This window comes from Parahaliea maris (assembly GCF_008064665.1).
GTDB classification, from domain to species: Bacteria; Pseudomonadota; Gammaproteobacteria; order Pseudomonadales; family Halieaceae; genus Parahaliea; species Parahaliea maris.
The window spans coordinates 36,853-48,510 of sequence record NZ_VRZA01000011.1; the positions used below are offsets into that span (position 1 = coordinate 36,853).

At 62.8% G+C, this 11,658-nt stretch carries 11 protein-coding genes; 2 read left to right on the forward strand and 9 right to left on the reverse strand.

All coding sequences use genetic code 11. From position 1 onward, the window contains the following. Position 1: 1 nt before the first annotated feature. Both asd and FV139_RS20120 read right to left on the reverse strand, forming a co-directional pair. The gene (gene asd / locus FV139_RS20115) at positions 2-850 is read right to left on the reverse strand and encodes an archaetidylserine decarboxylase (protein WP_148070290.1); all 849 of its coding nucleotides are present in this window, start codon (positions 848-850) and stop codon (positions 2-4) included. Between the two features lie 109 nt (positions 851-959). After that, the gene (locus FV139_RS20120; RefSeq protein WP_148070291.1) at positions 960-2,396 is read right to left on the reverse strand and encodes a PhoH family protein; all 1,437 of its coding nucleotides are present in this window, start codon (positions 2,394-2,396) and stop codon (positions 960-962) included. Positions 2,397-2,868: 472 nt separating this feature from the next. On the opposite strand from FV139_RS20120, the gene FV139_RS20125 reads away from it, so the two are divergent. Next, positions 2,869-4,848: a ribonuclease R family protein gene (locus tag FV139_RS20125; protein WP_148070292.1), complete on the forward strand. Its 1,980-nt coding sequence runs from the start codon at positions 2,869-2,871 to the stop codon at positions 4,846-4,848. A gap of 94 nt (positions 4,849-4,942) precedes the next feature. Here FV139_RS20125 and FV139_RS20130 read toward each other — a convergent pair whose 3' ends face one another. The 4 genes from FV139_RS20130 to FV139_RS20145 form a co-directional block, all read right to left on the reverse strand. Then, positions 4,943-5,290 carry a hypothetical protein gene (locus FV139_RS20130; RefSeq protein ID WP_148070293.1) on the reverse strand — a complete coding sequence of 116 codons (348 nt, stop codon included), beginning with the start codon at positions 5,288-5,290 and terminating at the stop codon, positions 4,943-4,945. Between the two features lie 138 nt (positions 5,291-5,428). Further along, a complete protein-coding gene (asnS, locus tag FV139_RS20135; protein ID WP_148070294.1) occupies positions 5,429-6,826 on the reverse strand; it encodes an asparagine--tRNA ligase in 1,398 nt (465 codons plus the stop codon). A gap of 101 nt (positions 6,827-6,927) precedes the next feature. After that, complete coding sequence (locus FV139_RS20140) at positions 6,928-7,482, reverse strand: lipid-binding SYLF domain-containing protein (protein ID WP_148070295.1); 555 nt, start codon at positions 7,480-7,482, stop codon at positions 6,928-6,930. Positions 7,483-7,494: 12 nt separating this feature from the next. Next, a complete protein-coding gene (locus FV139_RS20145; RefSeq protein WP_148070296.1) occupies positions 7,495-8,493 on the reverse strand; it encodes an SDR family NAD(P)-dependent oxidoreductase in 999 nt (332 codons plus the stop codon). A gap of 149 nt (positions 8,494-8,642) precedes the next feature. Between FV139_RS20145 and FV139_RS20150 the strand changes: the two genes are divergently transcribed. Beyond that, entirely contained in the window at positions 8,643-9,032 is a 390-nt protein-coding gene (locus FV139_RS20150) for a PPOX class F420-dependent oxidoreductase (protein WP_148070297.1), read from the forward strand. Positions 9,033-9,038: 6 nt separating this feature from the next. On the opposite strand, the gene FV139_RS20155 is transcribed toward FV139_RS20150, so the two are convergent. The 3 genes from FV139_RS20155 to FV139_RS20165 all read right to left on the reverse strand — a co-directional run bounded on the left by FV139_RS20155 (position 9,039) and on the right by FV139_RS20165 (position 11,635). Further along, entirely contained in the window at positions 9,039-10,124 is a 1,086-nt protein-coding gene (locus FV139_RS20155) for a transglutaminase domain-containing protein (protein WP_148070339.1), read from the reverse strand. A gap of 169 nt (positions 10,125-10,293) precedes the next feature. Continuing rightward, positions 10,294-10,746 carry a GAF domain-containing protein gene (locus FV139_RS20160; protein ID WP_148070298.1) on the reverse strand — a complete coding sequence of 151 codons (453 nt, stop codon included), beginning with the start codon at positions 10,744-10,746 and terminating at the stop codon, positions 10,294-10,296. Positions 10,747-11,008: 262 nt separating this feature from the next. Continuing rightward, entirely contained in the window at positions 11,009-11,635 is a 627-nt protein-coding gene (locus FV139_RS20165) for a phosphoadenosine phosphosulfate reductase domain-containing protein (protein ID WP_148070299.1), read from the reverse strand. Positions 11,636-11,658: the final 23 nt, after the last annotated feature.

The following is an 11,658-nucleotide window of genomic DNA, read 5'->3' on the forward strand; positions in this document are numbered from 1 at the left end:
GCTAGCCTGCTGTGGCAAGCGCCTCACCGAGCCGGGTGGTACTACCGGCGGTGTAACCCTCATCCCAGCTGACCGCACCGTCGGCAAACAGCAGGATTACCGTGGAGCCCAGCTTGAAACGCCCCATCTCCGCACCCTGCTCCAACTGGACGGATTCCGGCGGGGCGGCGTAGTCACGGTGGGCGATCCGGCGTGGCGGGGGCGCCTCCTGGCCCGACCACACAGTCTCGATGCCCGCCACGATCATGGCGCCCACCAGCACCATAGCCATCGGACCACAGGCCGTATCGAAGTAGCACACCAGCCGCTCATTGCGCGCAAACAGGCGGTCGACATTGTCTGCCGTCGTGTTGTTCACCGAAAAAAGATCGCCGGGAATGTAGCGCGTTGCCAGCAGTCGGCCGGCCACCGGCATGTGGACCCGGTGGTAGTCCCGGGGTGACAGGTAGATGGTGGCAAAGCGCCCGTTGTGAAACTGGGCCGCCCGCTCCGTATCGCCACCGAGTAATGCCCAGGTCGAATAGCGCCGGCCCTTGGCCTGGAAAATACTGTGCTCCTCGATACTGCCGATCTGGCTGATGGCGCCATCGGCCGGGCACACCACCGCGGCGTCTGCCATCGGGCGGGCGCCCTCTTGCAGCGCCCGGGTGAAGAAGGCGTTGAAATTCTCGTAGCGTTCCGGGTTCGACTCCGCCGCCTCACTCATGTTGACGTCGAAATGGCCGACAAAGCGGCGAATCACCCAGTTTTTGAGCCACAGGGGCGAGCGCAACTCGGCAAGCCAGCCCACCAGTCGGGACAGCAGGTGCTGGGGAACAATGTGCTGAAAAGCAATGAACAGCGAATCCATGGCGCCAGGGATATCCTTGATTGCAGTTTGTTGTTATGCGGTGCGGGGTCGGCCGCGGGCGCTAGTGTAGCACCCGTGACCGCCGCAGAAAGGCGCAATAAACCCGGCCCTAGAGATTTTCCTCGGCAAAGGCCGCCAGCCGCGAGCGCACGATGCCATTGACGTGCATGATGCCGGCATGAGGGTAGGCCTTGGTCTTCTCGACCAGGTAGGTCAGGCCGGAGGTCAGTGGTGAGATGTACTTGTTGTCGATCTGCGCCAGGTTGCCCAGCACCACGATCTTGGAGTCTGCTCCCACCCGGCTGATCACGCTCTTGAGCTGGAACTGGGTCAGGCCCTGGCTCTCGTCGATGATGATGTAGGCGTTGTTGAAGGAGCGCCCGCGCATGAAGTTGAGCGACTTGAACTGGATATTCGCCCGTTCTTTCACGTACTCGATGCTGCCGTGGCAGGACTCGTCGGCGCCGTGGAGGATCTCCAGGTTGTCGTCGAAAGCTGCCAGCCAGGGGGCCATCTTCTCCTCCTCGGTACCCGGCAGGAAACCGATATCCTCGGCGATGGGCGGGGTGGAGCGGGCCACGATCAGCTTGTTGTAGCGTTTCTGCTCGAGAATGGCATGCAGGCCATAGGCCAGCGCCAGCAGGGTCTTGCCGGAACCCGCGGGGCCGGTCATCACAGTCATGTCGACGTTGTCATCCTCCAGCAGGGCCATGGCCATGGCCTGCTCCAGGTTGCGCGGGGCCAGGCCCCAGAAACGGCGGTGCATGAGGTTGTCGCGGCTGTCACAACGCAGGTACACATAGTCGCTGTCGATCCGCTTCACGAAGGCCATAAAGTCGTTGTCGTCGAACAGGAACATGTTGGGGTAGGCCTGGGGCAGGGACTTGCGCGGCACCCGGTGCAGGGTGCAGTCCCCCTCGCGCAGGGTGTCGACCTCCGAAATACCGGCCCAGAAATCGCCCTCGAGGTGTTCGTAGCCCTTGGCCAGCAGGTCGATGTCGTCCAGCACCCGGTCGCGGCGGTAGTCCTCCACGTGCAACAGGCCGGAACCCTTGGCCTTGATGCGCATGTTGATGTCCTTGGTGATCAGGCACACGAACTCATTGGGTCGCTCGGCCTGCAGGCGCAGGGCCACATTGATGATGCGGTTGTCGTTGGCCTGGTCCTGGGTGGCGTCGAGGAAGGGAATCTCCGAGCTGTCAGTCAGCAGTTGGTCCGGGTAGATCGCCAACGTGCCGAGAATGCCCTCGATATTGCTCCCGGGGACCTCCACCCCCTCCTGGATCTCCTGGGGTGAGGCGGCGTCCACTACCTTGTCGATCATCTGGATGGCTATGCGGGCTTCGCGGCTCACGGTTTTGTCGCGGCGGTCCTTGATGTGGTCGAGTTCCTCCAGCACCGTCATCGGGATGACCACGTGGTGCTCGTTAAAGGCGGCTATGGCGGTGGGGTCGTGCAACAGGACGTTCGTATCCAGAACGTAGGTCTTCTTGATGACGGGTTTCAGGTTCGGTTTTTCTATGCGCAGGGTGGAGCCTGAGTCCATGAAGGATTCCTCATACGGATTGAGTCTGGAATGCTTGCTGCTCTCGTCGGAGGTGAGGAGAGTGCTGGGAGTACAGCGGGGGCCGGCGCGCGAAGCCGGGTCTGGAGTGGTAAGGAGGGGTGTAGGGTCCCGCCCGGAGCGGTCCGTGAGTGATTCGGCGTTGAGACCGCGGCGTGCGGAGGGTAGGCCGAGTCGATTCCGAGCGGTGAAAACTCTGTACGATATGGCTGGCGCTGTAGGTAAGACTCCGGACCGGAACAGGTGCAGGGGCCGGCCGGGGTCCGGAAATTCTTCAAAAGGCGGTTCCCGGATGCTGTGCAGCGACGTTCCCCCGATTATTAGGCCCGCCGCCGGCGACTGTCAACGACGGATCACGGGAATCGCTTCATCCGGTCATGGTCACTGACAGGGAGCCCCTTTTCCGCTAGGATAGCCCGCTTGTGTACCCATTATGTAAGACTCTGTATCCGCAATGCTCAATCAGGACTCGCTCGCCCAGCTGAAGGGCCTCAAAACGCAAATGGAGGCCGAGAAAGAGCGGGCCGAGGCCGTGGTCAAGGGCACACAGGCCCGCTATGGCTTCGCCGTCCTGGATGACGGCCGGGAAATTTTCATCCCCCCGGACGAGATGCTCAAGGCCTTCCCCGACGACCGCGTCCAGGTTTGTATCCGGCCCGCCAAGGACAACAAGACTGTCGCCGACATCGAAAAGCTGCTGGATAGCCCGCTCACCGATTTCACCGGCCGCTGCGTACGCAAGGGCAAGGCCTTTTTCGTGCAGCCCGACCTGCCCCAGCTCAAGCGCTGGCTTTTCATTCCCCCCCACGCCCGCAATGGCGTCAAGGAGGGGGATTACGTGCGCTGTGCGATCCTGCGCCACCCCATTCGCGACGGCAAACCCCAGGCCAAGATCCTGGCGGTACTCGGCAACGACGATACCCCGGGGATCGAAAACCTCTATTGCATGGCCAAATACCACCTGGCCAGCGAATGGAGCCAGAGCGCAAAGAAGGACCTGGACACCTGCCTGGAGCAGGCCAGCCCACTGACCGGCGACAAACGCACCGACCTGACGGCACTGGAATTCATTTCCATCGACGCCGCCAAGACCCAGGACATCGACGACGCCCTCTACGCCGAAGTCAGTAACGACGGCTGGACCCTCTACGTGGCCATCGCCGACCCGACCGCCTACATCACCCCCGATTCGCAACTGCACCGGGACGTGGCCGCCCGCGGAACCTCGGTGTACTTCCATGGCGACATCCTGCCGATGCTGCCCGAGGCCCTGTCCCAGGACACCTGTGCCCTGTCGGAGGGCGTGGACCGGCCGGCGCTGGTGTGCCGCATTGCCGTCAGCGACAGCGGTGAAGTGGGCGAGGCGGAATTCCTGGTGGCCAGCGTGCGGTCCCGGGCCAAGCTCTCCTATTACGCAGTGGACCGCTACCTCAACGGCCAGGCCGACGAACTGATGAGCCACGCCAGTCCACTGGAGGCCCTCTACCAGGTTTACCGCGCCCTGCGCGCGCGGCGGGAAACCCAGGAACTGGTGATGGAAGATCGTCAGGAGTTTCGCTGGGTGCTGGATGACAACAAGCAGATTGACCACATCGAGCCCTACGAGAAACTGCTGTCGCAGAAGCTGGTGGAAGAGTGCATGGTGGCCACCAACCGCTGCGCCGCACGCTTCCTGGCCGAGCACAAGGTCAGCGGCCCCTTCGTGCGCCATGCCGGCTTCCGTGCCGACCGCCTGGAGGAGACTCGCAAATTCCTGGCCATGCACGCCCCCGAAGTGGCCGAGCTGGACCCGACCACCCGCTCGGGCTACCGCAACATCATGCGCGCCCTGGCCGCCGGAGGCAGCGACCTGCCCCTGCGCGCCATGGTCAACCGCCTGCTGACCCGGGCCGAGCTCGGCACCGAGCCCGGCCTGCACATGGGCATGGCGCTGGAGTGCTACACCAACTGCACCTCCCCCCTGCGCAAGTACGTGGACTTCCTGGTCCACCTGAAAATCAAGGCCGTGGTACTGGGCGAGGAGATCGCGCCGGACGAACAGACCGACCTCGGCCAGTTGCGGGAGCAACTGGCCAATGCCCGCAACGCCACCAACGAGGCGGAACGCTGGCTGGCCAGCCGCTATCTGCAGCGGCTGGAAACCGCGGAACCGGGCCGTACGTACCAGGCCACCGTGGCCCATATCAATAGCAGCGGCTTTAATGTACGCCTGAATGACAACGGCCTGGAGGGCTTCGTGGACCTGCGCAAGGACCCGGAAAAGTTCAGCTACGACAAGTGGACCGCCAGCCTGACCAGCACCACACGGCGCTTCCAGCTGGAACAGTCGGTGGAAGTGCGGTTCTCAGGGAGCGACGAGGAAGCGGGCTACCTCAGCCAGTTTGTCATCGTTGAGGGCTGTGGCCTGAAACCGCCCAAGCCGGCAAAGGCCTGACCCTCCCTGCCGGGGTAGTCCAGCCGGGGATGTCGTTGGGGATTACTGCGACGTCAGAGAACAGGGCCGAGGCCCGAGGGAAGGCAGCGCGGGGTTAACAGGCCCCCGCCCGCTCACCCGGCGCCGTCTCAGGGGCGGCGGGCGTCGTGAACATCAAACCACTGTGCTGGACCCGCGCCACCAGGCTGACCATCTCGGCCACCCCAAGCGCACGCAGATACTCACCCATGGCGTAGAGGTCGTCGGTCGCGACATCCGGTTCCACCTCGCGCAGGGCCTCGATAACCCGTAACTCCGCGACATCGTACTCCCCACCATCGCCAAATATCAGGCGGGTGAAGGTGTCGACAATGATCATTTCTTCGCTGTTGCGGGGCGGGTCATTTCGGGGTGAATCAGCGCAGGGGGCTTCACTACCCCGCTGCGGCATTGCCTGTGCCATGATTGCCTTTTCCCGGTGCCGCCAGGGACGACACCTCTCCATTATCTTTGTAGAAAATCAGTATGGCCCAGCCGGGCCTCTGCTCTGGATAAATTTTAGGCAATATTCACGGATTTGCTTATTTTTTGTGCGTTTTTCTCAAAATGCGGCGTTACCAGGAGTCCGCGGGAAGGGAATCGCATCGCGGACGTTCTCCATGCCGGTCACATAGTTCAGCAGACGCTCGAAACCCAGGCCAAATCCGGCGTGGGGTACCGTACCGTAGCGGCGCAGGTCGCGGTACCACCACAGCTCTTCTCTCAGGTGTTCGTCCATGCGGGAATCCAGCACGTCCAGGCGCTCCTCGCGCTGGCTGCCGCCGATAATCTCCCCGATACCCGGCGCCAGCACATCCATGGCTGCCACGGTTTTTTCGTCGTCGTTGAGGCGCATATAGAAGGCCTTGATGTCTTTCGGGTAGTTCATCAGCACCACCGGGCGGCCGACGTGCTTCTCCGCCAGGTAGCGCTCGTGCTCGGAGGCGAGGTCGATACCCCAGCTGACCGGGAACTCGAACTTCTCACCGCAGGTTTCCAGGATGCGAATGGCCTCCGAATATTCCATGCGCTCGAAACGGTTGTCGATCACGCTGCGCAGGCGGTCGATGACCGTGTTGTCGATGCGCTGCTGGAAGAAGGCCATGTCGTCCTCGCGCTCCTCGAGCACCCGGGTGAACAGGTATTGCAGGAGGTCCTCCGCGAGGGAGGCGTTGTCACTCAGGTCGGCAAAGGCGATTTCCGGCTCCACCATCCAGAACTCGGCCAGGTGGCGGCTGGTGTTGGAGTTTTCCGCCCGGAAGGTCGGGCCGAAGGTGTACACCTTGCTCATGGCCAGGCAGTAGGACTCCACTTCGAGCTGGCCGGACACCGTGAGGAAGGCGTCGCCACCGAAAAAGTCCTGACTGTAGTCCGGCTGCCCGTCGGCACCACGGGGCAGGTTCACCGCGTCCAGAGTGCTGACCCGGAACAGCTCGCCGGCACCTTCACAGTCGCTGCCGGTGATGATCGGGGTATTGATCCAGTGGAAGCCGCGCTCGTAAAAATAGTTGTGGATAGCGTTGGCCAGGGTGGTGCGCACCCGGGTGATGGCACCGAAGGTATTGGTGCGCGGCCGCAGGTGAGCCTGGGTTCGCAGGTATTCAAAGGTATGACGCTTCTTGGCGATAGGGTAGGACTCAGCGTCGTCTACCCAGCCCTGCACCGTCACTTCAGTAGCCTGGATTTCCACACTCTGGCCCTTGCCCTGGGATTCCACCAGTTCGCCCACCACCGTCACCGCACAGCCGGTGGACAGTTTCAGTACCTCGGATTCATAGTTCTCCAGGCTGCTGGGCACGACCGCCTGGATGGCGTCGAAGGCCGATCCGTCGTGCACCGCCAGGAACGAGATGCCCGCCTTGGAGTCGCGCTTGCTGCGCAACCAGCCGCGCACCTCGACGGTAGCGCCTGTGGCGACCTCGCCACGGAGGGCGGCGGCAACGGAAATGAACTGTGACATTGGGGGGACTCTCCACTGGGGTGTTGACGCGCGGAGGATACCGAAACCGCGCCGGCGCCGCCAGCGACGGCCACCGGTTCTTGGCCGTCCAGCTGAGGACTCTAACGGGCGATCCGGTTGATGGTAGTGCCGTTCAGGTCCAGGTTGCCCAGCACGCCGGCGTCATTGAAGCTGACACCCAGCACCGGGGGGGTATTGCGGGCCGTTTCCAGCCTGCCGCGCTCGTCGACCCGCACCTTGGTGACCCCTTCGCTCACCCCCACTTTCCAGTTGATGGTGTTGCGAAAATCGATCAGCGCCTGCTGATCCATGAACAACAGGACCTCGACCTTGCGCCCGCCCTGGTCCTTCATGTTGTGCGGCGCTCCAGCGGAGGCGTAGTAGGCCACCGGCTCGCCCTTGATCAACAGGGCCCCTTCACCGTAGCGCCCGCGTTCGCCGAAGGTCATCTCCACCACGTCGGGGAACACCAGGACACCACTGGCACGCTGGATCAGTTTATCGATTTCCTTCGCGTGCTGGCGCAACTTGGCCAGCGCCGCCTGGCTCTTGCTTTCGATCTCGGTGCGATCATCCGCTCTTGCCAGGCCCGCCGCCAGCAGTGAGGTCAGTGCCAGCGCAGCCAGTGCCCGCCAGCCGCTTGCCCGTGTTGTCATCCCCGGTCTCTCTTATTGGTCAAAGGTAAAACTTTCACCGACCAGCGCTTCCGAGAGCTGCCAGAGCTGCTCGGCCAGGGCCGGGTCGGTGGCATAGGATTCTACCCCGCCGGCGGTTTCCTTGCCCGCTTCTTCTGCCAGATGACAGTCTTCGAGGTAGCGCCCCCCGATACCGGCCAACGCCGGTGATGTGGCGGCGTAGACCGAGGTAGCCGCGCCCTGGGGAATGGACTTGAACAGGCTGCGTGGCTCGCCGCCCGTTTCCTGCCCGCTTGCGGCCGACCGGCTGGCTGCCCGGGCCCTGATGGCCTCCATATCCGCTTCGTCCATATGCCGACCGAGTTCGGTCATGATCATGCCGGGGTGGACAGCGAACACCCGCACGCCCAACGGTGCCAGGCGGGCGTCCAGGCCCACACTGAACAGGACATTGGCAGTTTTTGACTCACCGTAGGCCCGCCACTTTTCGTACTCCCGCTCGCGGTAATTCGGGTCGTCGAAATTGAAAGCGCCAAAACGGTGACCGCCGGAACTCAGGTTGATGACCCGCGGTTCAGAGCCAGCGGCGGCCGCTGCCATGAGGGCCGGCGCCATCAGGCAGGTAAACAGGAAGTGGCCGAGGTGGTTGGTACCGAACTGCATCTCAAACCCCTGGGCCGTGCGCTGCAGCGGACAGGCCATGACTCCCGCATTATTGATGAGCAGGTCAACCTGAGGGTAGAGATCGAGCAGAGTGGCGGCAGAGTTGCGCACCTTGTCGAGGTCCGCCAAATCGAGCAGGGCGCTGTCGATTTGACCGGGCAACTCCTCGGCCTCCAGCACCGCGATAGCCGCGTCCAGCTTTTCACGACTGCGGGCCAGCATGACCACCGTGGCGCCGCGGGCTGCCAGAGCCCGGCACGTCTCCAACCCCAGGCCAGAGGACGCCCCCGTCACCAGCGCCAGGCGCCCCTCCAGCGAAATGCCCTCCAGGACCTCATCGGTTGTCGATGCAAAACCAAACTCTGCCATGTGTAACTCCTTTATTGTCATATTCGGCGCCCCGTCAGGACCTGCCCTGTTGTTTGCCGGGAACCAGTGTCAGAGAATCAGCTTAGACGTTGTACCGCCGGCGCTTCCAGCGCAGGAGCACACGAGACCAAACCAGGGGACATCTTATTATGCCAAAGGCACTTCAGGCTCTGGAGAGAGGCAGCTATATCAGTTTCGCCACACGCAAGCGCTCGGGTGAATTTGTTCCCACGCCGGTGTGGTTTGCCCCTGCAGACAACTGCTACTACCTGTTTTCCGCCGGCGATGCCGGCAAGGTCAAACGCCTGCGCAATTTCAGCGAGGCGCGTATCGCACCCTGTACTGTCACCGGGAAACTCACCGGCGACTGGCTGGAAGCCAGGGCCTGGCTGGTGGAGAGCAAGGCAGAGGAGGCCGCTGCGCTGGCGGCCCTGCGACAAAAGTACGGCCTGCAAATGCGTGTTGGCGACCTCTTCGCCCGCCTCAGCGGACGCTTCACCCGCCGCGCCTACATCCGGGTGGACCTGCCGCAGGAGTGACCCGGGCTAGCGGGTCACCAGCGCCTCCTGCCGGATGCTTTCCAGCTTGAGGCGGTAGTCCTCGACTTCGCCCTTCAGGGTCGCATTGTCGATGGCCTGGCCGATAAAGTCCGTCGCCGCAACAAAATCGCCGCGCTGGTACTGGATGATGCCCACAGCATAGAGCAGGCGGCTGTCCTCACCACGCAACTCCAGTGCCCGCTGGTAGTGCTCGAGAGCCCCGTCCCAATCGCCGGCTTCACCGGCCTGGTCGCCCAGCCAGGCGTGGTAGTAAGGGTTGGTCTCGCGGTAGCTGACGACCCGCTCTTCCCAGTACGCCTGGTCACTTTCGCGCCCCTCGCGCTCATAAAGCACCATCAGGTTGTTCATGGCAGAGCGGTCGCGCTCGTTGAGTTGCAGCGCCACAAAGTAGCTTTGCTCCGCCGGGCTGTATTGGCCCGCGGTGCGATAGACCGCCCCGAGGTTCACCCACAGGTGACCCATGTCAGGACTCAGTTGCAGGGCCCTTACCTCCCGGCGCCAGGCTTCCGCCAGGTCTCCCGCCGCCAGCGCCTCCATGGCCAGGTTGTTGTGATACAGCGCCAGGGCGTCGGCATCACTGATAACACGGCTGTCCGCCACATCGTGGGAGGGCAGCGGGTCGATATCGACCATGTATTCCTCGCCCCCGGGCAGGCGCACGACCACGTTCACGTGCAGACGCAGGGCAACCCGTTCGCCCAGCCGGGTCCACTCGGGGCGCACCTCTACCCACTGGTAGCGGGCATCGAGGCCGGCCTCCCGCGCCAGGGCCACAAACAGGTGGGCGTAGCTGAGGCAGTTGGCCGCGCCGAGGTGAAACACCTCACGGGCACTGCCGTCGGCGTAGGGGTCATAGCGCATCCCCAACATACCGGCGCCCTTCACCGCACTGTGCAAGGTAAGCAGACGCACCCGCGCCGAAGACCTGGTATTGGCATAGCGCCTGACAAACGCTCGCATCTCGTCGTCGAGTGCCAGCAGATCGGGATCCTGGATTGCCCCGGCATCCGGGATCGTAACAACCTCCTGCTCCAACTGCAGGGGAGACAGGGTCGCCACGGCCGGGCCCATCGACGGCTGCTGGGCGCAGGCGCCCAGAAAGAGACTCAATAAAGAAAGTACAATAGTGCGACACCAGCGGGGTTGCTGGCAGCACGAGCGTGGCCTTGCGGGCTGCGCCATAACATCCTCCCACGCACCGTAATTTTATTGTTTGCGCGGTGCGTGGGAAGAGTATAGCTCAGGCGAACTGCTGCTCACAAAAGCAGCTTGCCAGGGCCTCGATATAGGCGACATCACCGGCGTCAAAGCGGTCCGTTACCGGACTGTCGATATCCAGCACCCCGACCACCTCATCCCCCTGCCACAGGGGTACCACCACTTCCGAGCGGGAGCGCACATCACAGGCGATATGCCCCGGAAACGCGTGCACATCAGCCACCACCTGGGTGCGACGCTCCGCTACAGCGGTGCCACACACCCCCTTGCCCACCGGAATCCGGACACAGGCCGGGCGGCCCTGAAAAGGACCGAGCACCAGCTCGCCCTCCTTCAGGAAATAGAAGCCGAGCCAGTTGATGGTTTCCAGTTGCTCATTGAGAAAGGCGCTGAAATTGGCGGCATTGGCGATCAGGTCGGATTCACCGGTCATAAGGCCGGTGAGCTGCTGTTTGGCTTCGTCGAGGGGGAGCATTAGAGAGTCCTGCTAAATCTGTGGTTTCAGGATCAGAATCGGAGTGCCCAATCAGGCGACGAGCCCCGGTGCTGCCTGGAGGGACCGTCAGCGACCAGGGATGGTCGCTGCCGAGCGCACATGGACGTGCTCGTAGCGTGTCCCGGAAGGCAGTACCGGGGATCGGCGCCGGCGAGGCTGGCACCGGCGTCAGAAATCAGTGGGAAGAGTACGTAGGACGGCTCTGGCTTACAACTGTGAGCTGCGGAGATAGGTCAAATGTTCAGGCCGCGGTATGCAGCCCACACTCCCGCCCATCCATCACCTTGGTCGGATCAAAATAGTGCTTGCAGGTGGGCAATTGGAAGCGAGACATATAGCCCTCAACCTGGGCGTCATTCCAATAGAAAATCGGCGCCACCTTCACAATGCCCCGGGCATCCATCGACACCACATCCAGCGTCTTGCGATGCTCCGTTTCCTCCCGGCGAATACCCGTCAACCAGATATCCGGCTTGAACTCCGTCAACGCGCGATCGAAGGGCTCCAGCTTCACCTGGCGGGTGAACTCAGTATGGCGCTCTTCCTCGTCGACCGTGGGAATTCCCCCCATAATCGCGTTGCGACGCTCCGAGGTCATCTGGGGCGAATAGACATGCATATTCAGGTCGAGATCGCGAATCAGGCGCTCTGCGACCACATAGGTGTCGCGCAGATTGTAGCCCGTGTCCACCCAGATCGTCGGCACCGAGGCATCCACCTGGCTCACCAGGTGCAGCATGACCGCCGCGTTGCGCCCCATGCTGGTAGTCGCAATCGTACGCCCGCCCTGAGCGAGCGCCCAGCGCACGATTTCCTCCGGCGAGGCGTCGCGTAAAGTGGCGTTGGCAGCTTCGATGTCCAGTTGCAAAGCGAAAAGATCCGTCTATGGCA

What these genes read in the sequence shown, in the direction of transcription:
- FV139_RS20125 (WP_148070292.1), top strand. Translation starts at nt 2,869, where the DNA reads ATGCTCAATCAGGACTCGCTCGCCCAGCTGAAGGGCCTCAAAACGCAA.
- FV139_RS20130 (WP_148070293.1), bottom strand. Translation starts at nt 5,290, where the DNA reads ATGGCACAGGCAATGCCGCAGCGGGGTAGTGAAGCCCCCTGCGCTGAT.
- FV139_RS20155 (WP_148070339.1), bottom strand. Translation starts at nt 10,124, where the DNA reads ATGGGCCCGGCCGTGGCGACCCTGTCTCCCCTGCAGTTGGAGCAGGAG.
- asnS (WP_148070294.1), bottom strand. Translation starts at nt 6,826, where the DNA reads ATGTCACAGTTCATTTCCGTTGCCGCCGCCCTCCGTGGCGAGGTCGCC.
- FV139_RS20140 (WP_148070295.1), bottom strand. Translation starts at nt 7,482, where the DNA reads ATGACAACACGGGCAAGCGGCTGGCGGGCACTGGCTGCGCTGGCACTG.
- FV139_RS20160 (WP_148070298.1), bottom strand. Translation starts at nt 10,746, where the DNA reads ATGCTCCCCCTCGACGAAGCCAAACAGCAGCTCACCGGCCTTATGACC.
- FV139_RS20120 (WP_148070291.1), bottom strand. Translation starts at nt 2,396, where the DNA reads ATGGACTCAGGCTCCACCCTGCGCATAGAAAAACCGAACCTGAAACCC.
- asd (WP_148070290.1), bottom strand. Translation starts at nt 850, where the DNA reads ATGGATTCGCTGTTCATTGCTTTTCAGCACATTGTTCCCCAGCACCTG.
- FV139_RS20145 (WP_148070296.1), bottom strand. Translation starts at nt 8,493, where the DNA reads ATGGCAGAGTTTGGTTTTGCATCGACAACCGATGAGGTCCTGGAGGGC.
- FV139_RS20150 (WP_148070297.1), top strand. Translation starts at nt 8,643, where the DNA reads ATGCCAAAGGCACTTCAGGCTCTGGAGAGAGGCAGCTATATCAGTTTC.